This window comes from Bradyrhizobium liaoningense (assembly GCF_018130825.1).
Classification (GTDB): Bacteria; Pseudomonadota; Alphaproteobacteria; order Rhizobiales; family Xanthobacteraceae; genus Bradyrhizobium; species Bradyrhizobium liaoningense_B.
The window spans coordinates 447,592-474,043 of record NZ_JAFCJS010000006.1 but is presented as its reverse complement, the minus strand read 5'-3'; the positions used below and the strand labels follow the sequence as shown (position 1 = coordinate 474,043).

Sequence of the window (26,452 nt, the reverse complement as noted above, 5' to 3'; positions counted from 1 at the left end):
AGGCCCCCTTTGAAACAACTACTTGAAATACGAGCAGTGTCGCCGAATGGACCCGGCGCGGCAAGCCCTCCAAAAAGTGGCAACTCGCCGAAACACTCGGAACGGCCATCGCGATGAAATATTCGGCAAGACCCCGGCAACCGGCTGCGCGCTGCCGAGGCAACGAGCGAGCGGCAGTCAGTTACCATTTTCCAGCAACTCGGCGAGATCCCAGTGTTTGATGGTTAGGTCGCAGCCAGGCCAGAAGCCGGGCCATGCATTCCTGCCGCCTGGCCGGGCGAACTTCCTGTGCAAGACGCTGCCGAAGGTCGCCACGGAGATGGCGCGGTGTGCGCTGACCTACAATCTGACGCGCGTGCTCAACATCGTCGGCGTCGAGCCTCTGGTCCGTTATTTGCGCAATGATCTGAAGGCTGCACGTACCTCATCTGAAAACAGCTTCGGCTCCTCCCAGGCGGCGAAATGTCCGCCACGTTCGGCCTCGCTGAAGTAGGCGACGCCGGGGTACATAGTCTCGACCCAACTTCGGGGCGCAGCAAAGATTTCGCCGGGGAACGTCGTAAATCCCACGGGAACCGCGACCGCCGGAGAAGACTTGCCGGCCGCACGGGCCGCGGCCTGTCCGGCCTCCCAGTACCACCGTGCGGCCGAGGCCCCAGTGCCCGTCAGCCAGTACAGCGTGATGTTGTCGAGGATGTTGTCCCGGGTGAGATTGCCCGCGGGCCTACCCTCCACGAACGCTCGGGAAATCTTGTAGTAGCTGTCCGTGTCATGATCGAGCATCCAGCTCGCGAGCCCGAGGGGGGAGTCCAGCAGGGAGTAGCCGATCGTCTGCGGCCGCGTCGACTGTTCCAGGAAGTAGCCAAAGCCACTCGCCCTGAACGTCGCGGCCGCCTTCTGCGCCGCGCGTTCCTTCTCGGATTCTGCGGGCAGCTTGTCGGACATTGCCGCCACACCCGCGAGCAAGTTGACGTGGATGCCGAGAAGTCCCTTGGGTGCCTGGCGCCCCATCGCATCCGTGACTGCGGCTCCTACGTCGCCACCCTGGGCGACGTAGCGCGTGTAACCGAGGCGATCCATCAGCACCGCCCACGCACGCGCGATGCGGGCGGCGTCCCAGCCGAGTTCGGTCGGCTCACCTGAGAAGCCGTAGCCAGGCAAGGACGGCAGCACCAGGTGGAATGCATCCTCGGGAGTGCCGTCATACTTGGTCGGGTCAGTCAGGGGACCGACCGTATCCAGGAGCTCGATGACCGAGCCAGGCCAGCCATGCGTCATGATCAGCGGCAGCGCGTTCTCATGCCGGGACTTGACGTGGATGAAATGGATCTTCACCCCGTCGATCACGGTCGTGAACTGTGGCAGCGCGTTTAGCCGCGCCTCGCACTTGCGCCAGTCGTACTCAGTCGACCAGTAGCGGGCGAGCGCCCGCAGCGTCGCCAGCTGCACACCCTGCGACCGATCCTCAACGAGCTCTTTGGTGGGCCAGCGCGTGGACGCGAGGCGCCGGCGGAGATTAGCGAGGTCTTCACCCCGGACATTGACGCGGAAGGGAAGAATCGCGTCGGCTTTGGTCGTACCAAGCGGGGACCCTGCTTGCTTCGATTGCGCGCGTGCGGCGACGAAATGTATTGGAAGCAAGCTGACGGCACCGGTTGCGACTGACCCTGCGAGGAGGCGTCGCCGGGTGAGTGAGGAGGAGATTGCAGTCATGTTCGACCTCCTTGTTTGCAAGCCCGCTCCTAGACTTAGTGAATTGCGATGCGTCGGCCAGCTTCGACCGTAAGAATGAGCGCAGCTGTGCCTAGGCCAAGCGTATGAGCAATTGTTCGGATGATACCTTTGGTATGGACTGCCCAGTGACCGTGCTACAAACAGTATATCGTAGAATCCACCCACCGTCTGATGACGTTGGGCTAAGCGTCTGTCAGCGAGCGACGATGCGTCAGCCAATAGTCGATCTGCCAGCCCTCGTAGCCAAGCAATTCGCCAAAGCGCCGTTCGCGGTCGTCGGACCAGGCTCCGGGCTCGTTCAGAAGCACAAGCATGGCATCTACCCGCCACTCGTGGCCCGGCAAGGTGTAGAAAAGCATCCGATATTCGAGCTGCGGTGATTCAGGACACGGTTCAGTCACTTCGCGCCTCATCAGGCGACCAAAAGCAACATGCCGGTCGAACATGCGCCAATACCGAAGACAGATGTCCGGCTCACGACCGACGATATCCATGAAGCATGCAAGAGGCTTCGCACCCCTCAGCATCAGGCCGAGTTCTCTGTTGGTGTGGACCAAATAGGCAGCTGATGAAGCCATTCGGGGTGCATGTCGGTCATCTTGACCGCGCAACGTTAATTTCCGCTAAGAGATCACAGACCAAAATGCGCAGTTCCCTTGCGCAGGTCCGCAGCATCCCTCTGTGAGCATCGTGGGCACAGGACAACACCTCTACCCCGCCATCACTCCGCCGCGCCTGATCAGCTCCTTGCCCAACGCGGCGAGATGCACCTGGTCCGGTCCGTCGCCGATGCGGATGAAGCGGGCGTAGACGTAAGCACGCGCGAGGAACGTGTCCTGCGAGACGCCGGCGGCGCCGTGGATCTGGATGGCGCGGTCGATGACGCGGGCGGCCATGCTGGGGACCACGATCTTGGCGGCGGCGATCAGGTCGCGCGCGGCCTTGTTGCCTTCGCTGTCCATCTTGTCGGCGGCCTGCAGCGTGAGCAGCCGCGCCTGCGCGATCTCGCAGAAGGAGTTTGCGATGTCCTCGCGCACCGAGCCTTGATCTGCGAGCGGCTTGCCGAAGGCGACGCGCGAGACCGAACGCTGGCACATCAATTCCAGCGCGCGCTGGGCGCAGCCGATCAGGCGCATGCAATGGTGGATGCGGCCGGGCCCGAGCCGGCCCTGCGCGATCTCGAAGCCGCGGCCTTCGCCGAGCAGGATGTTTTCCGCGGGCACGCGGACATTGTCGTAGACGATCTCGGGGTGGCCGACCGGAGCGTCGTCATAGCCGTAGGTGAGCATGTCACGGACGATGCGCACACCGGGCGTATTCTTGGGCACCAGGATCATGGATTGCTGGTGGTGACGGTCGGGATGGTCGGGCGCGGTCTTGCCCATCACGATCAGGATCTCGCAATCCTCGTTCATCGCGCCTGAGGTGAACCACTTTCGCCCGTTGATGACGTAATCGCCGCCGTCCCGTTTGATCTCGCACTCGATGTTGGTGGCATCGCTGGAGGCGACCTGCGGCTCGGTCATCGAGAAGCCGGAGCGGATGCGCCCTTCCAGCAGCGGCGTCAGCCAGCGCTCCTGCTGCGCCTTCGTGCCGTAATTGGCGAGCACCTCCATGTTGCCGACGTCGGGGGCCGAGCAGTTGAAGACCTCGGGCGCCCAGAGGATGCGGCCCATGATCTCCTTCACGGGGGCATATTCGAGATTTGTGAGGCCCGGCCCGTGCTCGCCGGAAAGAAACAGGTTCCAGAGCCCCTGCTCCCGCGCCAGCCGCTTCAGGTCCTGCAGCACCTGCGGCGTCCTGTAACGCGTGGCCTCCGGCTTGACCTGCTCGTAATAGAGCTCCTCGACCGGCTCGACATGCGCAAGCATGAACTGGCGGACGCGCTCCTGCAGCTCCAGCGAACGGGCGGAGTGGTGAAAGTCCATTTTAATCCTCCCGCTCGCCGACGCTCGCGTCAGTCCCGCAAAGCGACTTGTCCGCCGTAGCTCGAAGAGCGAAGGCGGAAGCGTGCCCACGCTTTCTCTCGATAATCATTGATAGGCGGTGGGCACGGCGCAATTGCGCCTTTGTCCACCCTACGATTCCGGGTTCGCGGAGAGAGCGCCGCCTCACGTCCCGCGCAACAGCTCGCTCGCCACCACCCAGTCGTTGCCGTCGAACTGGAGCATGTAGCCGTCCTTGATCGGGCGGAAATCGTGCGGCGTGGTGTTGAGGGTGATGCCGGGCATCAGAAGCGACAGCGGCACGTTCTTCAAATTCGCCGCCTGGGCCATGATGTTCTCGCGCGTCAGATTGTCCTTGCACTGCCTGAGCAGCACCACCAGGGCCTCGGCGACGGTGTAGCCGTAGAGCCCGGCGACGTTGTTGATGTCGGCGTTGGGCAGGCGCTTCTTCATGAAGTCGATATAGGCCGTCATCGCCGGATCGTCCTTGGGCGCCTCGACGAACGGCTTGAGCGCGCCGAGCGACAGCACACCCTTGCCGGCCTCGAGCCCGGCCGGTGCCATCACGGTTGCCTTGTTGGCGCAGCCGCTGGCGAGGAAGCGCGTCGGCTGCCAGCCGACCTCGTGCGCCTTGCGGATCGCCTGCGCGCAGGCGCGCGGCGTCACCGAGTAGATCATGAAGACGTCCGCCTTGGTGTTGGCGAGCGTCAGCACCTGGGAATCGACAGTGGGATCGGCGACTTCGAAGCTCGAGGCCATTGCGATCGCCTTGTCCGCGTCGGCGCCGAGCGCCTCCCTGACACCGCGCAGATATTCCTTGCCGGCGTCGTCGTTCTGGTAGAGCACCGCAAAGCGCGCATTCGGGTTCTTGGCGCGAGCATAGGCTACGTCGATCGCGGCCTCGCTGGTGTAGTTCGGCGCCCAGGGCAGCGCCATCGACCAGGGCATGTTGGCGGGGTCGTTCCACTTCGACGCCGAGCTGATCAGGAAGATCTGCGGCACCTTGTTGCTGTTGAGATATTTTGCGATCGCTGAGCTCGGCGCGGTGCCCATGGTGGCGAAGATGAAGGCCACGCCGTCGCCCTCGACGAGTCGCCGCGCGGCTTCCATGGTCTTCGGCGGCGAGAAGGCGTCATCGAGCGAGATCAGATTGAGCTTGCGGCCGTTGATACCGCCCTTGTCGTTGATCTCATCGAAATAGGCGGAGATCACCCTTCCGGTGATGCTGAGCGGCGAAGCCGGCCCGCTATAGGGCATGGTGTTGCCGATCTTGATCTCGGTGTCGCTGACGCCGGGACCATAGGATTTCTGTGCGGGTGCAGGCGTGGACAGGCAGGCGGCAGCCAAAGCTGCGGCCAGGGCCAAAGCGGCTCTCATGGTGTCTCCCCGATGATCATCGCCGCGCGGCGAAGCGGCCGCACAGCGCGCTGCTTTTGTCAGCGCGCCAGATCAGCGGAGTTCTGCATGACGGTCTTGCGTCAAGCTGCTGGTAGTGCAGCCCGATTCGATGCTAGCGAAATGCCTCGTGAGGACGCGAGATCGGGCGCGGCTTCCATGAACAACAAGGAGCTCCCATGAGCCAGACGCGACGTGTGCTCTCCGCGCAGATCGCCCACGAGACCAACACGTTCTCGATCGTTCCGACCATGCTCGATGATTACCGCAAGCGGCTGTTTCTCCTGGGAGCCGAGATCGCTCCCGCGCTCGGCGCCACCAAGATGGAGATCGCCGGGCATCTGGCTGCGGCCAAACGCTACGGCTGGACCCTGGTGCAGCCGATTGCAGCCTCGGCCACGCCGTCCGGCAAGGTGACAGCCGACTGCTGGGCCGCACTGCAACGCCTGGTCTACGAGGCCTGCGAGACGGGACCGCTCGACGGCGTCATCCTCGCATTGCACGGCGCGATGGTGACCGAGACCGACGAGGATGCCGAGGGTGCGCTGCTGGAAGGATTGCGCAAGCGGCTCGGCGACACGATCCCGATCGCGGTGACGCTCGACCTGCATGCCAACGTCACCGAACGCATGGGCCGGCTGGCCAACATCATGCTGCCCTACCGGACCTATCCGCATATCGACCAATACGAGACGGCACTCCGCGCGGCCGATCTGCTGCAATCGGCGATGGACGGCAAGATCCGTCCGAAGGTCGTCCACCTGCAAGGACCGCTGCTCGACGGATGCAATCACGGACGAACCCAGGGCGGCGTGATGAGCGATCTCCTGGCGCGCGCTGCGGACATGGAGGCACAAACGCCCGGCCTGTTGTCGGTCGACGTCTGCGCGGGCTTCAGCCGCTCGGACATTGCCGAGGTCGGCCCCAGCGTGCAGGTGACCTACGATGCCTCGCATAACGCCGCCGAGACGGCGGCGCGGCAGGCTGCGGCCGCGCTCTACGACGAGATGTACCGTCGCCGCGCGGAGGTCACTGTCGCGGTGTATGATTTGCCGACCGCGACCAAGCTTGCCGCGGAGGCCGCAGCCGATGTCGCCGATACCCGTCCCTTTGTCATTTCCGACTACAGCGACAACCCGGGTTCAGGCGCCTATGGCGACGGCGTCCGCCTGTTGGAGACGCTTCTGAAGGCCAACGTCAAGGGCGTGCTCCTCGGCGTCCTCGGCGATCCCGAAGCCGCCGCCCGCTGTCATGCCGCGGGTCTCGGGGCCAGCCTCGACGTCGTTGTCGGCGCCAAGCGCGATCCCGCGAGCTACGGGCCGCCACTCACCCTGGCCGGACGCGTCGCCGCGCTGTCGGACGGTGCGTTCGTCTGCGAGGGACCGATGAATGCCGGTCAGCCCATGACACTCGGCCCCTCCGCCCTGCTCGAGGTGAGCGGCATCTCGATCGCCCTGTCGACCAACACGCTGCAAACCTATGATCAAGAAATGTTCCGAATTCTCGGCGCGGAGCCGGCGCAGTTTCGGGTCGTCGCGGTCAAGTCCGCCCACCACTTCCGCGCCGCTTTCGGGCCGATGGCCAAGGAGGTGATCCTGGCCGACAGCGGCGGCCTTGCCACGAATGACTACACGACCCTCATTTATCGCAGGGTTCGCCGCCCGATCTGGCCGCTCGACGAGATGCCACTGGATTGATCTGCTGAAGCATCATCCGGAAAGGTGCGAAGCGGTTGACCGGAAAGGTCATGCGCAAACTTCAACCTGAAGCGCGATGACGATTCATCCGAATCTGATCGCGCTTCAGTGCCGCGCACTTCACCGGAGGTTTCAGCTGCGCCGCTTCAGGCTGAACCCGAGGCTGATCCAGCCGGCGCCGGCCATGATCAGGTCGATGCCGAGGAACAGGCCGAGGATGTAGACGCTGTTCACCGGCCAGCGCGCCAGGATCAAGAGCCCGAGCAGCAGCGTGATGACGGCCGACAGCGCCACCCAGATCCAGGGGCTCTCGCGCTTCATGCTGAAGGCGAGAAACAGCCTGACGGCGCCGGAGGCGATCAGCGAGGCGCCGAGGAACAGCGTCAGCAGAACCGCGGCGAATAGCGGGTTCTCGAAGGTGAGGAAGCCCGCGATGACATAGAGCACTCCGAGCAGGGCCCAGATCAGGAACTTGCCCCAGCTCTTGAGCTGGAAAGCACCGATGATCTCCGTCACGCCGGCGACGATCATCATGGCGCCGACCACGATGACGCTCGCCACCGTCGCCATCACCATGCTGCCGAGCGCAATGAAGCCGGCAATGAGATAAACGACGCCGAGCGCGACGATCCAGCCCCATTTGGCATGCAGCGCCGTGATGCCGGAGCCGAGGCTTGGATGATGAGACGTGTCAGAAGCACTGGTCATGGCTGCCACTCCTGCATCGAAGCCCGGGGGCACACGCCAGAATAGCACGTACCGTGCCGGGACGACAGCCAGCAGAGCACCCTTCCCGGCAGCAACATTGACGCAAATCAAGGTCGAATGCGGTGCATCAGCCGCGCGAGCGCTCCATCTCGAGCTCGGCCTTGAGATTGTCGAGATCGCGATAAATTGAAGCGACGGCAAGCACGTGGCCGCCCTTGCGGTACTTCAACAGGCAGTCCTTGCCGGAAATGCTGCCGTCGATGGCGACCTCGTCGAAGCTCTCGGCGTGACCGACATAGTTGATCGGGACGTCGTAGTGCTGGGACCAGAAGAACGGCACGGCGTCGAAGCGCTCGCGCCTGCCGAGCATGTTGCGTGCCGCGGTCTGGCCCTGGCGCTCCGCCACCACCCAATGCTCGACGCGGATGGTGTGCCGCGAATGCGGATCGGGCCAGCGCGCGATGTCGCCGGCGGCGAAGATGCCGGCGACGCTGGTTTCGAGATATTCAGTCACGCTGACGCCGCGATCGGCGGCAAGACCCGCCTGCTCGGCCAGCGCCAGGCGCGGCTTGACGCCGATGCCGACCACGACCAGGTCTGTCTCGATGACGGCGCCGCTCTTCAGCGTGGCGCGGGTGCCGTCGAGCCTCTCAACGGTGTCCTCGAGGTGGAAGTTGACGCCGTTCTCTTCGTGCAGGGCGCGAATGAAGTCGCCCATCTCGGGCCCAAGCACCTTCTGCATCGGCCGCTCTTCCGGCGCGACCACGTGCACGTCGAGCTTGCGCGCCCGCAAGGACGCCGCGACTTCCAGGCCGATGAAGCTGGCACCGATCACCAGCGCGCGCTTCGCACTGCCGGCGGCCTTGATGATGGCGCGGCTGTCGGCGACGGAGCGCAAGGTGTGGACGTGCGGCTGCTCCGCGCCCGGGATCTGCAACTTGACGGGCTCGGCGCCGGTCGCGAGCAGCAGCCGGTCGAACGGCAGGCTGTCGCCATTGGCGAGGGTCACGCGGCGTGCTCTTGGATCGATCCTCACAACGTTCGTGTTGAGCCTGAGATCGATGCCGGTGCTCTGATAGTAGTCCTCGCCCCGCAGCGGCAGCCAATCCTCCGGCGCGTTGCCGGCGAGGTAATCCTTGGAGAGGTTGGGACGGTCGACCGGCATCGCGCCGTCATTGCTGAGCATGGTGATGGCGCCGGCAAAGCCCTCACGCTGGAGTGTCTCGGCCGCGGCGAAGCCGGCGGCGCCGCCGCCGACGATCACGAATTTTTCGGGTGTCGGCGCAGTGCGATGCGCTGCCGACGGCTTCGGCGCCTCGCGCTTGCGCTGAACCAAGATCCTGTCCTGGTCCCTTGTCACCTCCCACACCGCCAGCGCGTTCAATGCCGGCGGACGGCTGGCCTCGCCTGTGCGCAAGGAGAAGCAGGCGTGATGCCACGGACAGCGGATGGTGTCGCCGACCACGAGGCCGTCGGCGAGCGGACCGTGATAGTGGCTGCAGGCTGGCTCGATCGCGAAGATCTCTCCACCGGCCTGCACCAGCAGGACGTCTTCGCTCCCGACATGGCCGAGCAGCTTGCCGTCCTTGAAGTCGGCGAGCGATACGCCCGTGGTCAGATCCGGCCCGCTCGGCTTCTTGTCCTCGCTCATGGTCACCTCCTGACGGCTTGACGCGCAACTCAGGAATTGGACGGCGGGACGCGCAAAAAGTTCCTGCGATCGCGAAAATCAGGACCCGGCTGCGCGCACATCGCGCACGGCCTGCGCCCATTCGGCCGGCCGCTCCTGCGGCAAATTATGGCCGGCGCCGGCGAACACGCGCCGCTCGAAGAAGCCTTCGAACTTTGGCGCATGGTGCGCGGTGCCGGGATTGACGCCGTCGCTGTCGCCGTCGATCGCGATGGTCGGCACGCGGATCGGCGGCTGCGCGGCGAGCCTGGCCTCGATCGCGGCGTAGGCGGGATCGCCTTCGACCAGCGCGTAGCGGTGGCGATAGGAGTGGATCACCACATCGACGAAGTCGGGGTTGTCGAAAGACGCCGCGCTGTTCTCGAACGTCGCGTCGTCGAAGGCCCATGTCGGCGACCACATCGACCAGAGCTGGCGGGCGAAGCCGCGGCGGTTGCGTTCCAGCGCGCGACGGCCGCGTTCGTTGTGGAAGAGATATATATACCAGAACGCCGCCTCCTCCGGCGGCGAGGCCGGCTCCATCGATCGGGCGATGTTCTGGATGTTGTAGGAATTGCCGGAGACGAGCCCGACGACGCGTTCGGGATACAATGCCGAAACAACGCAGGCCGCGCGGCCGCCCCAATCATAGCCCCCGACGATTGCGCGCTCGATGTGAAGCGCATCCATGAAGGATAGGAGATCGGCGCCAAGCGCCGCCTGCTCGCCGGAGCGCAGCGTTGCGGCGGAACGAAAGCGCGTCGGCCCGTAGCCGCGCAGCCAGGGCACCAGCACCCGCGCGCCGGCCTCTGCGATGATCGGCGCGGCCGCGGCATAGGCGTTCACGTCATAGGGAAAGCCGTGGCCCATGATGCAGGGCCAGCCGTCGGCGGAGCCGTATTCGAGATAGGCGATGTCGAGGACATCCGTGGCGATGGTTTTTTGTTGCATGGTTTTCTCACGGAGTTGGGCCTTCGTAGCCCGGATGGAGCGAAGCGTAATCCGGGAACGCCTGCATCCGCGAATCCCGGATTTCGCTTCGCTCCATCCGGGCTACAAGAGGACTACTTCTGCGGCCCTGACAGCGAGATGTCGCGCTCGGCGCGGAATACGTTGCTGTAGAGATTGGCGATCCACTGCCGGCCGATCTCGGTCTTGTTGAGATAGCCGATCTCGGTCTGGATGTGCGGTGCGACGCTATTCCAGTAGAATTGTGGATAGCGGTTCACAATGTCCGCGGGCGAGTCGTAGCCGAGCTGCCGGTTCATGCCCACTTCCTCGAACTCGTAGTAGAGCGCGTTGGCCTTGCGCAGATAGTTGGGATCGCCGAGCTGGCCGATGAAATCGGCGGCGCGCAGGATCGAGGCTTCGTCGTCATAGTCCTGGCCCTCACGGGCCGGGAAGCGCGTCCCCTCGATGGCGCGGACAATGCGCTCAGAGTCGAGGCCGCGGATCGGCGGCAGCCGCCGCCGCACGAACAGTTGCGAGCGATCGACGTGATACATCATCAGACTGGCATCCGAAGCGCCGCGCGGCAGCGACACCTTGGTCCCGGCTTCGTCGATGATGAACCCATCTTCGTCATCCTCCGGAAACAGGCCGCGGACATAGCCGATGTCGTGCGCGAGGCAGGCGATCAGGACATGAACGTAGTCCTCCGCCTCCAGGTGAGTGTGAAGGTATCGCCCGCTGAGAATGGAATGGCCCGCCAAAGTCACCAGCATCGTATGCTCGATGTTGTGGTAGAGCGCATCGCTGTTGCCGATGCATTCCATGGTGGTGCGGGTGGCGCTCTCGATGACGTTCGCCGACTCTTCGCCGTACCTGCGACGCATGAACGAGCCCAGCAACTTCTCCAGGGATTCAGCCGCCAGTCTCGGCAACGTCAACATGGATGCAGCCCCGCTTGTCGGTGGTGTCCCACGCCAGCTCCCGACGTTATTGTCCTCGACGCGAGAGCCAGCATAGCCCATCTTGGGCCGGGGGGCCAAATCCCGCGCCCCAAATCCGTAAATTAAGTTGCTCTTGTGCCCTGCAAGATTGTGGTGGCGGTCGCGGCGCGATGCAGCCGGGCCGACGGGTGGGAAGGCTCAGTCCAGGCGCGGAAATCAAATTCGCTTTATCGGACGTCAGCGCAAGGCTGGCGCAATGGACCGCAGCCGGGCGCATGCGCCTGCATCGTCTTCGCGGCCGGGACGGCGGAGGCCGCCGTCACTCCACCAGCAGCACGTCGACGGCGACGCCGAGCTTCTGCTTCGGCGAGCCGACGATGATGCCGTCGACCGGCGAGACGTCGGAGAAGTCGCGTGCGACCGCAAGCACGATATGGTCGTTCGCAACCAGAAGATCGTTGGTCGGGTCGAAATCGACCCAGCCCAGCTCCGCCCCGCACCACAGCGAGACCCAGGCATGGGTGGCGTCGGCGCCCTGCAGGCGCGGCTGGCCCGGCGGCGGGATGGTCCGCAAGTAACCGCTGACATAGGCGGCGGGAAGACCGAGCCCGCGCAGCCCTGCGATCATCACATGGGCAAAGTCCTGGCAGACGCCGTGGCGCTTGTCGAAGACCTCGTTGAGCGGCGTCGAGATCACGGTGGCCTTGGGGTCGTAGCGAAACTCGTTGCGAATGCGATGCATGAGATCGACCGCGCCTTTGAGGATACCCTCGCCGGGCGGAAAGCTTTCCGCCGCATAGGCGCTGACCGGGCGCAGCACCGGCACCAGGGGGCTCGCAAAGACATAGCCGACCGGCGATGAGGGGCCGAGGCTGGTCGCTTCGAACGCGATATCGCGGATGCTCTCCCAGGACGGACTGACCGCATCGCGCGCCGGCGGCTGGCGCGTGACGGAGACGCGCGAGCGCGAGTCGATGCGCAGATTGCGATGCGCGGCCTCGATCACCACGCTCTCGGTCAGCGTGCCGAAGAAATCGCGACGGACATTGCGTTCGGCGGGGCGCGGACGGATCTCGACCTGGTGCGAAATCAGCTCCTGGCCGTTGCCGCCTCTCGGCTCCAGCCGCAGCGTGCAGCGGGCGAAGCTGACCGGACTTTCGTATTCGTAGGTCGTGACGTGACGGATGTCGTAGATCACGCCAGCCCCGTCAGCTTTTCCGGCCGGCTGGCATTGGGGCCGTGCGGGAAATAGTGCAGCCCGATCGCCTCGGCAAGGCTGAGCAGATCCTGCTCCAGCGCGAACAGCGTCTTGACCTCGAGCTTCTCGGCCTCGGCCGTCGCCAGCATCGCCTGCACCGCCACCGCAAGCCGCTGCGGCTGCTCGATCAGGCCGTGCTCCTTCAGGCTCGGCAGCGCCGCGATGTGCTCGTTCAAGGTCGCGACCTGGAACGCCACCGAACGCGGATTGTAGCTGTCGAGCACCGCGAGGTCGCGCACGGGGGCGAGGATCGGCGCCAGCAAATAGCGCGAGCGGTAGGTGATCTGGGAATCCACCAGCGTCAGCAGGATGTCGAGATCCTCGTCGCCGGCCTCGTCATATGCAAATTGACGTGCAAAGCGCGTGGTGTTGATGGCGCGCTCGGTGCGCCGGCCGATGTCGAGGAAGCGCCAGCCGGCCGCGCGGTTCATGTTCTCCTGCGCAAGGCCGGCGAAGCTCGCCAGCTCCTGCAAGGTCAGCTCGGCGGCGCTGAGCACGCTGTCGTCGTCCTCGACCTCATAGGCGAGGCGCTCCGCCATCTCGGTGATGACCTGCCAGGCGTCGGGCGACAGCCGCTCGCGCAAGGACGTCGCGGTGCGCTGCGCCGCGCGGACCAGCGACAGCGCCGAGCCGAAGCGCTCCGCGCTCTGCAGCGCCTCGGCGGCGATGCGTCCGGGCGCCGTGCGCGAGGTCTGCGAGATCGCGCCCCAGGCCACCAGCATGCGCTGGATGCGTTCGGACGATTGCAGCGAGGCCGCGGTGCCCTTGTTGGGCCCGCTCGGCGAGCCCAGTGCGCGCACCAGGCGCAGCGTGGCCTCGGCGCGCTCGAGATAGCGGCCGAGCCAGAACAGATTGTCGGCGGCACGGCTCGGCAGCACGCCGGCGATGCGGCGGATGCGGACCTTGTCGGTCGCGGGCAGCAGCGTCGCGGTCGAGACCTGCTTGTCGGAGACGACCCAGACGTCGGCGGCGCGGGCGCCGTCGCCCATCGACACCGCGCGCGCATCAGCTTGCTCTGCGATCCGGCAGAAGCCGCCGGGCATGATGACCCAGCCGTCCGGGGTTGCGGCCGCGAACACGCGCAGCACGAAGGGACGCGGCGTGATCTGCCCCTGCTCCCACACCGGCATGGTCGAGAGCCGCACCACCTCCTGGCCGACATAGTCCATGCCGCGCGCGGCGATGGCATCGATCAGGCGCTGGCGCCCGGATGCGTCGAGCTCGCTCGCCAGTACCGGGCCGCTCGAGTCGAAGCCGGGAACGCCGCGGCGATAGGCGCCTTCGATCGCGACCTCGTCGAGCCGCGACAACACCTCCTCGCGCGCGTTGCGCTGGCCGCACCACCAGGTCGCGATGTGCGGCATCTTCAGCTCTTCGCCGAGCAGGCGGCGGCTCAGCGCCGGCAGGAAGCCGAGCAGCGCCCGCGCCTCCAAAACGCCCGAGCCCGGCATGTTGGCGACGACGACGCCATCCTTGCGCAGCACATCGATCAGGCCCGGCACGCCCAACCGCGAGGACGCGTCCAGCTCGAGCGGATCGAGCGAGTTGGAATCGACGCGGCGCAAGATCACATCCAGCCGCTTCAGTCCGGCGACGGTGCGGATGTGGATGCGATTGTCGCTGACGGCGAGATCGTCGCCCTCGACCAGGAGGAAGCCGAGATAGCGCGCCAGCGTCGCATGCTCGAAATAGGTCTCGCTGAAACTGCCGGGCGTCAGCACGCCGATCCGCGGCTCGTCGCGATCGGCGCGGGCGCGAAGACTGTCGCGGAACGCTTCGAAGAACGGCGCGACCCGCGGCACGTTCATCGACTTGTAGAGATCGGAGAAGGCGCGCGAGAGCACCAGGCGGTTCTCCAGCGCATAGCCCGCGCCTGACGGCGCCTGGGTGCGGTCGCCGAGTACCCACCAGCGGCCGTCGGGGCCGCGGCCGACATCGGCGGCATAGATCGAGAGATAGCGCCCGCCGGGCGGCGGCACGCCGCAGACGGGCCGGAGATATTCGGGACTGCCGGCGATCGCGGCCGCGGGGAGCGCGCCTTCCGCAACGAGACGGCCCTCGCCATAGATGTCGCGCAACACGAGCTCGAGCAGCTCGGCACGCTGGGTGATGCCGGCGCAGAGCTGCTGCCAGTCGGCCTCGTCGATCAGCAACGGCAGGTGGCTCAGCGACCAGGGCCGGTCGGCGCTGTCGCCGGGGGCGCGGTAGGTGACGCCGGCCTCGCGGAGGTGCCGGTCGGCCATGCCGAAGCGCCGCTCGATCTCGTCGGGCGCGAGCGCGCCGAAGGCGTCGAAGAAGCGGCTCCAGACCGCGCGGGGCGCACCGTCGGGACCGAGGAACTCGTCGGGGATGCCGGGCAGGCGGCTATAGTCGCGGACCCATTGCGCGAGGCGCTGCTGGGCCTGTGCCCTGCCTGCCTGGTCGTTGTCTTCCGCTGCGCCCTCGCCCATGGGCCTTTCCCTCCACCCTCATACTCATTGCAGGAGCGGGGTCCGCAAGTCGAGGGTCAGCGGAAATTCATTTGTGCGTTCCTCGGGTGGCGGCTGCATCGGACCCGGGGTGTGGCCGTGATCCTGGAAGCGGGCCAGCCGCCGCGCCTCGGCCTCATAGGTGTTGACCGGCTTGGTGTCGTAGTTGCGCCCGCCGGGATGGGCGACGTGGTAGACGCAGCCACCGAGCGAGCGGCCGTTCCAGGTGTCGATCAGGTCGAAGGTCAAGGGCGCATGGACGGGGATGGTCGGATGCAGGCCGGAGGCCGGCTGCCAGGCCTTGAAGCGGACGCCGGCCACGGCCTCGGCCGAGCGGCCGGTCGAGGTCATCGGCAGGCGGCGGCCGTTGCAGGTGACGACGTGGCGGCCCTCGACGAAGCCTTCCGCCTTGACCTGGAGCCGTTCGACCGACGAGTCGACATAGCGCACGGTGCCGCCGGCCGAGCCCTCCTCGCCCAGCACGTGCCAGGGCTCGAGTGCCTGCCGCAGCTCCAGCGTCACGCCGCCATGATGGACGCGGCCGAAGGCGGGGAAGCGGAATTCGAGCTGGGCCAGATACCATTCCGGCTCGAACGGATAACCGAACTGCTTGAGCTCGGTGAGCACGTCCTGAAAATCTTCCCAGATGAAATGCGGCAGCATGAAGCGGTCGTGCAGCGCGGTGCCCCAGCGCACGAACTTTCCCTGTTGCGGCTCGCGCCACATCTTCGCGATCAGCGCTCGGATCAGGAGCTGCTGCGCCAGCGACATGCGCGGATCGGGCGGCATCTCGAGCGCGCGGAATTCGACGAGGCCGAGGCGGCCGGTGGGCCCTTCCGGCGAATAGAGCTTGTCGATGCAGATCTCGGCGCGATGGGTGTTGCCGGTGATGTCGACGAGCAGATGCCGGAACAGCCGGTCCACCAGCCACAGCGGCGTCTGGTAGCCCGGCGGCGGCACGTGCGAGAGCGCGATCTCGAGCTCGTAGATGCTGTCGTGGCGCGCCTCGTCGATGCGCGGCGCCTGGCTGGTCGGGCCGATGAAGAGGCCGGAGAAGAAGTAGGACAGCGAGGGATGCCGCTGCCAGTACAAGACCAGACTCTTCAAGAGATCCGGCCGGCGCAGGAAGGGCGAGTCCTGCGGACTCGAACCGCCGACCACGACGTGATTGCCGCCGCCGGTGCCGGTGTGGCGGCCGTCAACCAGGAAGCGGTTGGCGCCGAGGCGGACTTTCGCGGCGTCCTCATAGAGGCCGGAGGTGATCTCGACCGCATCGCGCCAGCTCTTCGCCGGCTGGATGTTGATCTCGATGACTCCGGGATCGGGCGTCACCTTGATGACCTCGATGCGCGGATCGAATGGCGGCGGATAGCCCTCGACATGGACAGGGAGCTGCATCTCCTCGGCGGTGTCTTCCAGCGCCGAGATCAGTTCGAGATAATCCTCGATGCGCTCGACCGGCGGCATGAAGGCGCAGATCACGCCGTCGCGGATTTCCACGGCCATCGCGGTGCGCACGGGAATCGCCGTGTTGAGATATTCAGGGGCGGTCCGCGGCGGCGATGGTGGGCGCGCCATGCGGGTGAACACCGGCAGCTTGCCCCGCGGCTCCATCGGGTCCTGCTCGACGATGTAGGGGTACTGGTTCGGCGGGACGTAGCCGAGCGAGCCCATCGGCAGGCGCAGGCCGAGCGGTGAATCGCCCGGCGTCAGGAACAGATGGTTGCGCCGGAGCGGCCAGCGCTCGCTGCGCCAGCGCGGCGGCGCATTCCAGCGCTGGATCGGCAGCACGAATCCGCGCGGCGTGGTCAGGCCCTGATCGAACACCCGCGCCATCCGCGCCCGCGCTTCGGGATCGGACAATTTCGAGTCGGTCGGATCGACGTTGATCGGAAGATCGGCTTCCTTCTGCAGCCAATAGGCCGCGTCCTCATAGGCCGGCATGATGTAGCCGAGATCGACACCGAGCCGCGCGGCGGTGCCTTCCATGAAGGCTTCGGCGTCCCTGACCTCGGGCCGCCGCGGATTTTCGATCTTCGCAATGAGATCGGCATTCTTCCAGATCGGCACGCCGTCCTTGCGCCAGTAGAGGCCGAAGGCCCAGCGCGGCAGGCTCTCGCCCGGATACCATTTGCCCTGGCCGTAATGCAGAAGGCCGCCCGGCGCAAAGCGCGTGCGCAGACGGCGGATCAGATCGTCCGCAAGGGTGCGCTTGGTCGGGCCGACGGCTTCCGTATTCCACTCGCCCGCTTCGAGATCGTCGACCGAGACGAAGGTCGGCTCGCCGCCCATGGTGAGCCGCACGTCCTGCGCGGCGAGATCGCCGTCGACCTGCTCGCCGAGATCGTTCAGCCGCGCCCAGGATTCGTCGGAGAACGGTTTTGTGATGCGCGGCGCCTCGCGGATGCGCTTGACGCTCATGTCGAAGGCGAACTCGACCTCGGCAAAGCCGGCACCGCCGGAGATCGGCGCCGCCGAGCGATAATGCGGCGTGGCGGCGACCGGGATGTGCCCCTCACCCGCGAGCATGCCGGAGGTGGCGTCGAACCCGATCCAGCCCGCGCCCGGCAGATAGACCTCGGCCCAGGCGTGCAGATCGGTGAAATCGTTCTCGACTTCCGGCGGCCCCTCGATCGGATCGATGTCGGGACGGATCTGGATCAGGTAGCCGGAGACGAAACGGGCGGCGAGCCCGAGATGACGCAGCGTCTGGATCAGGAGCCAGGCGGAGTCACGGCATGAGCCGGCGCCAGAGGAGAGCGTCTCCTCCGGAGTCTGCACGCCGGGCTCCATGCGGATGATGTAGCGGACGTGCTTCTGAAGCTCCCGATTGAGATCGACCAGGAAGTTGACGGTGTTCGGGGCTTCATGCGGGATCGTGTCGAGAAATTTCGCGAACAGGCGATCGGGCTTGATGGTCTCGAGATAAGGCGCCAGCTCCGTCTTCAGGTCTTTGGTATATTCGAACGGGAAGCTGTCCGCATAGGGCTCGACGAAGAAGTCGAACGGGTTGACCGTGGTCATCTGCGCCGTGAAGTCGACCTCGAATTTCAGCTCGGTGGTCTTCTCCGGGAAGACGTAGCGCGCCAGCCAGTTGCCTTGCGGATCCTGCTGCCAATTCACGAAGTGGTTGGCCGGGGTGACCTTGAGCGAATAGCTCAGGATCGGCGTGCGCGTGTGCGGCGCCGGCCGCAGGCGGATGGTCTGCGGTCCCAGATCGATCGGGCGGTCGTATTTGTAGTGCGTGACGTGGTGTAATGCGACGTAGATCGACACGGGGTGCGGTGCTCCAGCAGCTTTTTTGAGCAGAACACCTGACGTCAATGCGATCAAGCACTAACAACGGGCAGAGGGTGCCTAGGAAGTATCCGTCGTGGCCCCGTAGCCCGGATGAAGCGAAGCGTAATCCGGGATCCTTCACCCGCGGATGGACCGCCCCGGATTGCGCTGCGCTCCATCCGGGCTACGCGGGCAGTATCGTAGGGTGGGCAAAGCGAAGCGTGCCCACGCCTTTGCCAAATTGATGCGAAGACGTGGGCACGGCGCAAGTGCGCCTTTGCCCACCCTACGACTCGTGAGAAAGCCCTACGCGGCCGAGGTCAGCCGCTGCAAGAACTGCGTCACCTCGCGCCTCAGCGTCTCGACTTCGCCATGGACGCGTTCGGAGGCGCTGTTGACGCGGGTGGCAACGCGTCCGGTGTCGGCGGCGGCATCGCTGATGCCTGTCACATTGGAGGAGACTTGCGACGTGCCGGCCGAGGCTTCCTGGACGTTGCGGGCGATCTCGCGCGTCGCGGCCCCCTGCTGCTCGATCGACGCCGCAATGCTGGCGGTGATGCCATCGATCTCGGCGATGGTCTGCGCGATCGCCTCGACGGCCGCGACCGAATTGGTGGTCGATTGCTGCATCTCGCCGACCTTGGCGCTGATCTCCTCGGTGGCCTTCGCGGTCTGGTTGGCGAGGCTCTTGACCTCGGAGGCCACGACCGCAAAGCCGCGGCCGGCCTCGCCCGCCCGCGCCGCCTCGATGGTGGCGTTGAGCGCGAGCAGGTTGGTCTGCGAGGCGATCTCGCTGATCAGCTTGACGACGTCGCCGATCCGCATCGCGGCGTCCGCGAGCGCGCGGATCTCGCTGCCGGCACGATTGGCTTCGTTGACAGCACGTCCCGTGCTCGCGGTCGAGCCGGTCACCTGGCGGCCGATATCGGCGATAGAGGATGCCAGCTGCTCCGCCGCGCTGGCGACGGTGGCGACATTGCGCGAGGCCTGGTCGGAGGCGCTGAGCACGCCGGAGGTCTGCCGGCTGGTCTTGTCGGCTGCCGCTGCCATCTGGTGGGCGTCGGATTCGAGATCGGTCGCTGCGCCCATCAGCGTGCCGGCGACGCCGTCGAGATGAGTGCCGAACTGTTTTGCGAGGTCCGCGATCTCGACCACGCGGCGGCCGAGGCTGTCGGTGCCGGAATTGATGACGGTGGCGGAGCGGCGGAACGAGCCGGGCAGCCCGCGCGCCAGGATCTTGCGGAAATACTTGCCGCGGCTGGCATACTCCATCGATGCCGAGGCTTCGCGCTGGAAGGCATCGGTGATATCGAGCATGTCGTTGACGGATTTCTGGATCGACCCGATCCGCCCGGCCTGCCGCTCGCTCAGGATGCGCGCCTCGAGATCGCCATGCGCCGCCTTGCGGCAGACATCGGCGACCTCATCGACGGCCACCCCCGTACGATGCTGGCACCGGACGGCATAGCCGAGCAGCACGACCGTCGCGCCAAGCAAGGCAGCGCCGGCTATACCGGTCACACCGAGAAGCGAGAGAACGAATGCAACGACGGCAAGACCACACGCGAGCGCGGTCGCTCCCTGCGCCTTAGAGAGAGAGCACAAATTCATCGTAACCGACACCCTGTTGCTTGAGCAGTCCGACCATGGCCTCGAAGCTCGCATGCATGCCGTCCCTGGCGTTGGCATGGCGCGCTTCTTCCGCGCACAGCGTCTTGTAGATCGGCTTGATACGCTCGACCTGCGCAGGATCGGGCTTGCGACGGTTGGAGTGATAGCCGACGATGTTGCCGCGTTCGTCGAAGGTCGGCGTGACGTGGGCGAACACCCAGTAATGGCTGCCGTCCTTCGCCAGGTTGACGACGTAGGCGAATATCTCCTGCTTGGACTGCAACGTGTCCCAGAGCAGCTTGAAGACGGCGCGCGGCATGTCGGGATGGCGGATCAGGCTGTGGGGCGCGCCCATCAGTTCGGCGTAGGAGTATTTCGCCATCCGGATGAAGATGTCGTTGGCGTAGGTGATGCGGCCCTTGAGATCGGTCTTGGACACGATCAGCTCCTCCTCACCGAGGAGATTTTCCACGCCAGTCGGCCGTATCGCACGCGTCATCGTTGACGAATCCTGTCGAAGGGCAGCGCCCTCGAAGGAGTCGCCCGCATCGCCTCACGATTACGGTGCGAAATGTTAATCCCGAGTGACCGCAGGAATTCCTGCGGTCATATGACACCTACGTATGACTACGTAGACGTCCGCGTCTTACAAAGATGGTGCATCAGCACCGTCACATCGTTGCGCCCAGCACCCAGGGCGCGAACTCGGCACCGCCGAAATCGAAGCTCTCGCTCTTGGTCGGCTGGCCCGATGCGGTCTTGAGGATGAGATCGAAGATGCGCTGGCCGCATTGCTCGACGCTTTCCTCTCCTTCGAGGATGGTGCCGCAATTGACGTCCATGTCCTCTTCCATGCGCTTGTACATGGGCGTGTTGGTCGCGAGCTTGATCGAGGGCGCCGGCTTGCAGCCGAACACGCTGCCGCGGCCGGTGGTGAAGCAGACGAGGTTGGCGCCGCCGGCGACCTGTCCCGTTGCGGCGACGGGATCGTAGCCGGGCGTATCCATAAACACGAAGCCGCGCTTGGTCACCGGCTCGGCGTAGCGCAGCACCTCGACGAGGTTGGTGGTGCCGGCCTTGGCCATCGCGCCGAGCGACTTTTCAAGGATGGTGGTGAGACCGCCGGCCTTATTGCCGGGGCTCGGATTGGCGTTCATCTCGGCGCCTTCGCGCTCGGTGTATTCGTCCCACCAGCGCATGAGATCGACCAGCTTCTCGCCGACCTCGCGGCTGACGGCGCGGCGCGTCAAGAGATGCTCGGCGCCGTAGGTCTCCGGCGTTTCCGACAGGATCACGGTGCCGCCGTGACGGACGACGAGATCGCTGGCGGCGCCCAGCGCCGGATTGGCAGACACGCCGGAATAGCCGTCCGAGCCGCCACATTGCAGCGCCACGGTCAGTTCGCTCGCCGGCACCGTCTCGCGCTTGACCTTGTTGGCATCGGCGAGCGCCTCGCGCACGAAGGCGATGCCTGCTTCGACCGTCTTGCGAGTGCCGCCGACCTCCTGAATGTCCATCGCGCGCAGGCGTCCGGCGAGCTTCTGCTCTTCCATCAGGCCGCCGATCTGGTTCACCTCGCAGCCGAGGCCGAGCACGATGACGTGGGAGAAATTCACGTGCCGCGCATAGCCGCCGAGCGTGCGGCGGAGCAATGCCAGCGGCTCGTTCTGCGTCATGCCGCAGCCGGTCTTGTGGGTCAGCGCGACCACGCCGTCGACATTGGGGAAATCGGACAGCGGATTGTCACCGGTGAACGGGTTCTTCTTGAAGACGTCGGCGACGAGGCTTGCGACATGCGCGCTGCAATTCACCGAGGTGAGGATGCCGATATAGTTGCGCGTGGCGACGCGGCCGTCCGGGCGGCGGATGCCTTCGAACGTCGCCGGCAGGTCGAAGTTCGGCGTCGGCTTGACGTCGGCGCAATAGGCGTAGTCCTTGGAGAAATCGCCCATGCCGCAATTCTGCACGTGCACGTGCTGGCCCGGCGCGATCGGAATGGTCGCAAAGCCGATGATCTGGCCATAGCGGATCACCGGCTCACCGACGGCGATCGGCTTGATCGCGACCTTGTGGCCGGAGGGAATGCGATCGACCGTGGTCACGCCGTCGGCCACCAATGTTCCCGGCGGCAGGCTCGCGCGCGCGATCACCACGCCATCATCGGGATGCAGGCGGATGACGGGGCTGATGGTCATGGGTTATCTCCTTGGTCGAGTAGTGAGTAGCGAGTGGCGAATGGAAAAGGGGAGCAGCGCCATTCGCTACTCCCCATTCGCCATTCGCGGGGTTGTTAGGCCTTGCCGGCCGAATCCTTGCGGGTCGCATTGACCTGCATCTTGGCATAGGTCGTCATCAGGCCGACCTCGTTCGAGAGCGTCACCAGCTTGAAGCCCATGTTGATGGCGCGCGCCGCGCCTTCCGCACCGCTGCAATGGATGCCGGGGTTGAGGCCGCGCTTACCGCATTCCTTGATGATCTTCTCGTAGATCGCGAGGATCTCGGGCTCGCTGCGGTCGAGCTTGGGCTCGAGGCCGTAGGAGAAGCCGAGATCGGAGGGACCGATATAGACGCCGTCGATGCCTTCGACGTCGAGGATCGCTTCCATGTTCTCGACCGCGGTCTTGGTCTCCATCATCGGCAGCAGCACGATCTCGTCGTTGGCCGTCTTCTGGTAGGAGCCGGCGGTGCCGTACATGCCGGCGCGGATCGGGCCATTGGAGCGCACGCCCTTCGGCGGGTACTTCGCATAGGAGACGAGGTTCCTGGCCTCCTGAGGCGTGTTGACCATCGGGCAGATCACGCCATAGGCGCCCCCATCGAGCACCTTGCCGATGATGCCGGGCTCGTTCCAGGGCACGCGGACCATCGGGGTCACCGGGTGCTTGTCCATCGCCTGGAAGCACTGCACCATCGAGAGATAGTCCTGCACGCCATGCTGCATGTCCACCGTGACGCTGTCGAAGCCGCATTGCGCGACCATCTCGGCCGAGAAGCCGGAGGGAATTGCCAGCCACGCATTGACCACGGCCTTGCCCGACTTCCAGATCTCTTTGACTTTGTTCGCCACGTTGCCTTCCTTCTTTGTTGTTTGGACCGTCGTCACCATGACGAGCGCCGCGACAAGGCGATGCCGTTATTACCGCGAAGTCGATCCCCGCGCTACGCTCGCAATGACGCAAGATGTCATCCGGCAGGGGGGCGTCATCCGTCCCGGCGCCGACTTTCGAGCGATCGGCCTGGGCGGCACTTTGAGCGAAAAAATGCGGCCATGTCCATGACAGTTGCCGCGCGGGAGCGCATATCTGCTGTCACTCCTCGGCACTTGCCTCGTTGCCGGCGCCGAGCCCCGCAAGACTCTGTTCGAGCTCGCCGAGCATCTCCTGCAATTCGGCGAGTTTGCGGGCGCCGAAGCGGCTGGTGATCTCGGCGTAGATCGCCTCCGAGGTCGGCGCCACGGAGGCCATCAGCTTCACGCCCTCCTTCGAGATCGAGACCATGCTACGCCGCTGGTCGGCCTTCGCCGTCTTGCGCTCGATCAGATTGCGCGCCTCAAGATCGCGCAGGATGCGCGACAGGCTCGGCCCGAGCAGGAACGCGGTGCGCGCGAGTTCCGTGACCTCGACAGCCTCGATGGACGCCAGCGCGCGCAGGATGCGCCATTGCTGCTCGGTGAGGCCGTGCTCGCGCAGCGAGGGGCGGAACTGGCGCATCACCGCCTCGCGCGCCCTGAGCAGCGACATCGGCAGCGAGCGCGAGAAGTCGCGCATCGGCACCTGGCGCGCGGCTGGCGCGCTTCCGTTCGCGGGATCGGCCGGTCTCTTGCTCATGACGCCCTTTCAGACCGCAAAACGTTTGCAGTGCAGCAAACTCAGATTCCGTTTGACGCATTCACTTAACATGTTAAGTATCTCCGGGCACCACGATTTGTAAGATCACGAATGGCGCTTTCCAACGACGATATCCAGGCTTGCGCGAGGCGTCTGCACCAGGCGGAGAAGACCCGCTCGCAGATCCGCCAGCTCTCGCAGGATTTCCCCGAGATCAGCATCGTTGATGCCTATGCGATTCAGAAGGCCTGGGTCGACGTCAAGATCGCGGAGGGGCGCATCGTCAAGGGCCACAAGATCGGCCTGACCTCCAAGGCGATGCAGAGCGCGCTCAATATCGACGAGCCGGATTCCGGCGTGCTGCTCGACGACATGTTCTTCGCCGATGGCGGGATCATCCCGACCGAGCGCTTCATCGCGACGCGCGTCGAGGCCGAGCTCGCCTTCGTCATGAGCAAGCGGCTCGCAGGGCCCGACTGCACCATGTTCGACGTGCTCAACGCCACCGACTTCGTGGTGCCGGCGCTGGAGATTTTGGATACGCGGATCGAGCGCGTCGATCCCAAAACCAAGGCGACGCGCAAGATTTTCGACACCATCGCCGACAATGCGGCGAATGCCGGCATCGTGCTCGGGGGACGGCCGATCCGCCCGCTCGACGCCGATCTGCGCTGGATCGGCGCTTTGTGTTTCAAGAACGGCCAGCTCGAAGAGACCGGCCTTGCCGCCGGCGTGCTCAATCATCCCGCGACGGCCGTGGCGTGGCTTGCCAACAAGATCGCGCCACTTGGGCTGGCGCTGGAGCCGGGCCAGGTCGTACTCGCCGGCTCCTTCATCCGTCCGATCGAGACCCGCAAGGGCGACACAATCCAGGCCGATTATGGCGCCTACGGCTCGGTGAGCTGCTACTTCGCTTAAGACGACAAGACGACACAGGGAGCGAAACCGCGATGCCGCATTTCACGATCGAATATTCGGCCAATCTCGATGGCCGCCTCGACATCACCGCGGTCTGCGAAGTCGTGCGCAAGGCGGCGGTGGAGACCGGCATCTTCCCGCTCGGCGGCATCCGCGTCCGCGCCGTCAGGTGCGAGCATTATGCGATCGCCGATGCGCGGAACGACTACGGCTTCCTCGACATGGTGCTGCGCATCGGCGAGGGCCGCGATCTGCCCACACGCCAGAAAGCCGGCGAGCATGTCTTCCAGGCGCTGTCAAAACATCTCGATCCCGTTTTCGCCGCCAGCAAGTTCGCTTTGTCGTTCGACATGCAGATCAACGACAAGGACACGAGCTGGAAGCGCAACAACATCCACGATGCCCTGAAAGTGGAGGCCGCCCATGGATAAGCCCACCCCGAAAGCCGATGTATTCCAGGCCAACCGCGAGCGCGTCGCCCCGCTGCTGAAGAAGCTCCGCGCCGACGGCATCGGTCACATGATCGACGGCAAGATCGTCCCGTCGATCTCCGGCGAGACGTTGGAGACGAAGTCGCCGGTCGATGGCGCAGTGCTCGCCAGCGTCGCGCGCGGCAATGCGGAGGATATCGATCGCGCGGCAACGGCCGCTTCGCTCGCGTTCAAGTCCTGGCGCGACATGGGGCCGGCGATGCGGCGCAAGCTGCTGCATCGTGTGGCTGATGCGATCGAGGACAATGCCGACGACATCGCCGTGCTCGAATGCATCGACACCGGGCAGGCCTATCGCTTCATGGCCAAGGCCGCGATCCGCGCCGCCGAGAATTTTCGCTTCTTCGCCGACAAATGCGCGGAAGCGCGCGACGGGCTCAACACGCCGAGCGACGAGCACTGGAACATCTCGACCCGCGTGCCGATCGGCCCGGTCGGCGTGATCACACCGTGGAACACGCCGTTCATGCTCTCGACCTGGAAGATCGCCCCTGCCCTCGCCGCCGGCTGCACGGTCGTGCACAAGCCGGCAGAATGGTCGCCGGTGACGGCGTCCATTCTGGCGAAGCTCGTCAAGGAAGCCGGCGTTCCCGACGGCGTGCTCAACACCGTCCATGGTTTTGGCGAAGAGGCCGGCAAGGCGCTGACCGAGCATCCCGCCATCAAGGCGATCGGCTTCGTCGGCGAAAGCGCGACCGGCTCGGCGATCATGGTTCAGGGCGCGCCGACCCTGAAGCGCGTGCATTTCGAGCTCGGTGGCAAGAACCCGGTGATCGTGTTCGACGATGCCGATCTCGACCGCGCGCTCGATGCCGTCGTGTTCATGATCTACTCGCTCAACGGCGAGCGCTGCACCTCCTCGAGCCGCCTGCTGATCCAGCAGAGCATCGCCGAAAAGTTCGTGGAGAAGCTGACCGCGCGCGTGAAGGCGCTGAAGGTCGGCCATCCCCTCGATCCCGCCACCGAGATCGGACCGCTGATCCACGAACGGCATCTGGCAAAGGTCTGCTCCTATTTCGACGTCGCGCGCCAGGACGGCGCGACCATCGCGGTCGGCGGCAAAGCCCATGACGGGCCGGGCGGCGGGCATTATGTTGAGCCGACGCTGGTGACCGGCGCGCACGGCAAGATGCGCGTGGCCCAGGAGGAGGTGTTCGGGCCGTTCCTCACCGTGCTGCCCTTCAAGGACGAAAAGGACGCCATCGAGATCGCCAACGACATCCGCTATGGCCTCACCGGCTATGTCTGGACCAACGACGTGGGCCGCGCACTGCGCGTTGCCGATGCGCTGGAGGCCGGCATGATCTGGCTGAACTCGGAGAACGTGCGCCATCTGCCGACGCCATTCGGCGGCATGAAGGCCTCGGGCATCGGCCGCGACGGCGGCGACTATTCGTTCGACTTCTACATGGAAACCAAGCACGTCTCGCTGGCGCGGGGCACGCACAAGATTCAGAAGCTGGGAATTTAGGGAAACGGTCGTTCCGGGGCGTGCGCAGCACGAGCCCGGAATCCATCTATCCACCAACTCTGCTGCGCGATGGATTCCGGGTTCGGTC

At 65.4% G+C, this 26,452-nt stretch carries 20 protein-coding genes; 4 read left to right on the top strand and 16 right to left on the bottom strand.

The annotated features are described in order from the left end of the window. Nucleotides 1–390: 390 nt before the first annotated feature. The 4 genes from JQ603_RS27000 to JQ603_RS26985 form a co-directional block, all read right to left on the bottom strand. Nucleotides 391–1,713: an epoxide hydrolase family protein gene (locus JQ603_RS27000; RefSeq protein ID WP_212343708.1), complete on the bottom strand. Its 1,323-nt coding sequence runs from the start codon at nt 1,711–1,713 to the stop codon at nt 391–393. Between the two features lie 203 nt (nt 1,714–1,916). After that, a complete protein-coding gene (locus JQ603_RS26995; RefSeq protein ID WP_245003858.1) occupies nt 1,917–2,228 on the bottom strand; it encodes a hypothetical protein in 312 nt (103 codons plus the stop codon). A 216-nt stretch (nt 2,229–2,444) separates the two neighbouring features. Next, nucleotides 2,445–3,662 carry an acyl-CoA dehydrogenase family protein gene (locus tag JQ603_RS26990; RefSeq protein ID WP_212343707.1) on the bottom strand — a complete coding sequence of 406 codons (1,218 nt, stop codon included), beginning with the start codon at nt 3,660–3,662 and terminating at the stop codon, nt 2,445–2,447. Between the two features lie 183 nt (nt 3,663–3,845). Continuing rightward, nucleotides 3,846–5,057, bottom strand: coding sequence for an ABC transporter substrate-binding protein (locus tag JQ603_RS26985; protein WP_212343706.1), 1,212 nt, complete (start codon nt 5,055–5,057; stop codon nt 3,846–3,848). Nucleotides 5,058–5,254: 197 nt separating this feature from the next. On the opposite strand from JQ603_RS26985, the gene JQ603_RS26980 reads away from it, so the two are divergent. Beyond that, nucleotides 5,255–6,772, top strand: a complete 1,518-nt coding sequence (locus JQ603_RS26980; RefSeq protein ID WP_212343705.1) for a M81 family metallopeptidase — start codon at nt 5,255–5,257, stop codon at nt 6,770–6,772. A gap of 132 nt (nt 6,773–6,904) precedes the next feature. Here the strand turns inward: JQ603_RS26980 and JQ603_RS26975 are convergent, their stop codons facing one another. From JQ603_RS26975 to hpaR, 12 genes are all read right to left on the bottom strand, one after another. After that, complete coding sequence (locus JQ603_RS26975) at nt 6,905–7,480, bottom strand: HdeD family acid-resistance protein (protein WP_212343704.1); 576 nt, start codon at nt 7,478–7,480, stop codon at nt 6,905–6,907. Nucleotides 7,481–7,607: 127 nt separating this feature from the next. Next, nucleotides 7,608–9,131 (bottom strand): FAD-dependent oxidoreductase, encoded by a 1,524-nt coding sequence (locus tag JQ603_RS26970; RefSeq protein ID WP_212343703.1) that lies wholly within the window; start codon nt 9,129–9,131, stop codon nt 7,608–7,610. Nucleotides 9,132–9,209: 78 nt separating this feature from the next. Beyond that, nucleotides 9,210–10,100: an alpha/beta fold hydrolase gene (locus JQ603_RS26965; RefSeq protein WP_212343702.1), complete on the bottom strand. Its 891-nt coding sequence runs from the start codon at nt 10,098–10,100 to the stop codon at nt 9,210–9,212. 113 nt (nt 10,101–10,213) lie between these two features. Further along, a complete protein-coding gene (locus tag JQ603_RS26960) occupies nt 10,214–11,041 on the bottom strand; it encodes an HD domain-containing protein (RefSeq protein WP_212343701.1) in 828 nt (275 codons plus the stop codon). Between the two features lie 319 nt (nt 11,042–11,360). After that, nucleotides 11,361–12,239: a transglutaminase family protein gene (locus tag JQ603_RS26955; RefSeq protein ID WP_212343700.1), complete on the bottom strand. Its 879-nt coding sequence runs from the start codon at nt 12,237–12,239 to the stop codon at nt 11,361–11,363. Beyond that, nucleotides 12,236–14,749, bottom strand: coding sequence for a circularly permuted type 2 ATP-grasp protein (locus JQ603_RS26950; protein ID WP_212343699.1), 2,514 nt, complete (start codon nt 14,747–14,749; stop codon nt 12,236–12,238). The genes JQ603_RS26955 and JQ603_RS26950 overlap by 4 nt, the downstream gene beginning before the upstream one ends. Before the next feature lie 24 nt (nt 14,750–14,773). After that, nucleotides 14,774–18,043, bottom strand: coding sequence for a DUF2126 domain-containing protein (locus JQ603_RS26945; RefSeq protein WP_212343698.1), 3,270 nt, complete (start codon nt 18,041–18,043; stop codon nt 14,774–14,776). A gap of 309 nt (nt 18,044–18,352) precedes the next feature. Next, a complete protein-coding gene (locus JQ603_RS26940) occupies nt 18,353–19,657 on the bottom strand; it encodes a methyl-accepting chemotaxis protein (RefSeq protein ID WP_212343697.1) in 1,305 nt (434 codons plus the stop codon). Next, nucleotides 19,635–20,156: a PAS domain-containing protein gene (locus JQ603_RS26935; protein WP_212343696.1), complete on the bottom strand. Its 522-nt coding sequence runs from the start codon at nt 20,154–20,156 to the stop codon at nt 19,635–19,637. The genes JQ603_RS26940 and JQ603_RS26935 overlap by 23 nt, the downstream gene beginning before the upstream one ends. Nucleotides 20,157–20,328: 172 nt before the next feature. After that, entirely contained in the window at nt 20,329–21,852 is a 1,524-nt protein-coding gene (locus tag JQ603_RS26930) for a UxaA family hydrolase (RefSeq protein WP_212343695.1), read from the bottom strand. Nucleotides 21,853–21,947: 95 nt separating this feature from the next. Then, entirely contained in the window at nt 21,948–22,724 is a 777-nt protein-coding gene (locus JQ603_RS26925) for an HpcH/HpaI aldolase family protein (RefSeq protein WP_260385139.1), read from the bottom strand. Between the two features lie 241 nt (nt 22,725–22,965). Next, entirely contained in the window at nt 22,966–23,484 is a 519-nt protein-coding gene (gene hpaR, locus JQ603_RS26920) for a homoprotocatechuate degradation operon regulator HpaR (RefSeq protein WP_212343693.1), read from the bottom strand. A gap of 111 nt (nt 23,485–23,595) precedes the next feature. Between hpaR and hpaH the strand changes: the two genes are divergently transcribed. The 3 genes from hpaH to hpaE are packed head-to-tail and all read left to right on the top strand — an operon-like array spanning nt 23,596 to nt 26,364. Next, a complete protein-coding gene (hpaH, locus tag JQ603_RS26915) occupies nt 23,596–24,402 on the top strand; it encodes a 2-oxo-hept-4-ene-1,7-dioate hydratase (protein ID WP_212343692.1) in 807 nt (268 codons plus the stop codon). A gap of 32 nt (nt 24,403–24,434) precedes the next feature. Beyond that, nucleotides 24,435–24,833 carry a 5-carboxymethyl-2-hydroxymuconate Delta-isomerase gene (locus JQ603_RS26910; RefSeq protein WP_212343691.1) on the top strand — a complete coding sequence of 133 codons (399 nt, stop codon included), beginning with the start codon at nt 24,435–24,437 and terminating at the stop codon, nt 24,831–24,833. Continuing rightward, the gene (gene hpaE / locus JQ603_RS26905) at nt 24,826–26,364 is read left to right on the top strand and encodes a 5-carboxymethyl-2-hydroxymuconate semialdehyde dehydrogenase (RefSeq protein ID WP_212343690.1); all 1,539 of its coding nucleotides are present in this window, start codon (nt 24,826–24,828) and stop codon (nt 26,362–26,364) included. Before JQ603_RS26910 ends, hpaE begins: the two co-directional genes overlap by 8 nt. The last annotated feature ends 88 nt before the right edge of the window (nt 26,365–26,452 follow it).

What these genes read in the sequence shown, in the direction of transcription:
- JQ603_RS27000 (WP_212343708.1), bottom strand. Translation starts at nt 1,713, where the DNA reads ATGACTGCAATCTCCTCCTCACTCACCCGGCGACGCCTCCTCGCAGGG.
- JQ603_RS26995 (WP_245003858.1), bottom strand. Translation starts at nt 2,228, where the DNA reads ATGGATATCGTCGGTCGTGAGCCGGACATCTGTCTTCGGTATTGGCGC.
- JQ603_RS26990 (WP_212343707.1), bottom strand. Translation starts at nt 3,662, where the DNA reads ATGGACTTTCACCACTCCGCCCGTTCGCTGGAGCTGCAGGAGCGCGTC.
- JQ603_RS26985 (WP_212343706.1), bottom strand. Translation starts at nt 5,057, where the DNA reads ATGAGAGCCGCTTTGGCCCTGGCCGCAGCTTTGGCTGCCGCCTGCCTG.
- JQ603_RS26980 (WP_212343705.1), top strand. Translation starts at nt 5,255, where the DNA reads ATGAGCCAGACGCGACGTGTGCTCTCCGCGCAGATCGCCCACGAGACC.
- JQ603_RS26975 (WP_212343704.1), bottom strand. Translation starts at nt 7,480, where the DNA reads ATGACCAGTGCTTCTGACACGTCTCATCATCCAAGCCTCGGCTCCGGC.
- JQ603_RS26970 (WP_212343703.1), bottom strand. Translation starts at nt 9,131, where the DNA reads ATGAGCGAGGACAAGAAGCCGAGCGGGCCGGATCTGACCACGGGCGTA.
- JQ603_RS26965 (WP_212343702.1), bottom strand. Translation starts at nt 10,100, where the DNA reads ATGCAACAAAAAACCATCGCCACGGATGTCCTCGACATCGCCTATCTC.
- JQ603_RS26960 (WP_212343701.1), bottom strand. Translation starts at nt 11,041, where the DNA reads ATGTTGACGTTGCCGAGACTGGCGGCTGAATCCCTGGAGAAGTTGCTG.
- JQ603_RS26950 (WP_212343699.1), bottom strand. Translation starts at nt 14,749, where the DNA reads ATGGGCGAGGGCGCAGCGGAAGACAACGACCAGGCAGGCAGGGCACAG.
- JQ603_RS26940 (WP_212343697.1), bottom strand. Translation starts at nt 19,657, where the DNA reads ATGAATTTGTGCTCTCTCTCTAAGGCGCAGGGAGCGACCGCGCTCGCG.
- JQ603_RS26935 (WP_212343696.1), bottom strand. Translation starts at nt 20,156, where the DNA reads ATGACGCGTGCGATACGGCCGACTGGCGTGGAAAATCTCCTCGGTGAG.
- JQ603_RS26930 (WP_212343695.1), bottom strand. Translation starts at nt 21,852, where the DNA reads ATGACCATCAGCCCCGTCATCCGCCTGCATCCCGATGATGGCGTGGTG.
- hpaR (WP_212343693.1), bottom strand. Translation starts at nt 23,484, where the DNA reads ATGAGCAAGAGACCGGCCGATCCCGCGAACGGAAGCGCGCCAGCCGCG.
- hpaH (WP_212343692.1), top strand. Translation starts at nt 23,596, where the DNA reads ATGGCGCTTTCCAACGACGATATCCAGGCTTGCGCGAGGCGTCTGCAC.
- JQ603_RS26910 (WP_212343691.1), top strand. Translation starts at nt 24,435, where the DNA reads ATGCCGCATTTCACGATCGAATATTCGGCCAATCTCGATGGCCGCCTC.
- hpaE (WP_212343690.1), top strand. Translation starts at nt 24,826, where the DNA reads ATGGATAAGCCCACCCCGAAAGCCGATGTATTCCAGGCCAACCGCGAG.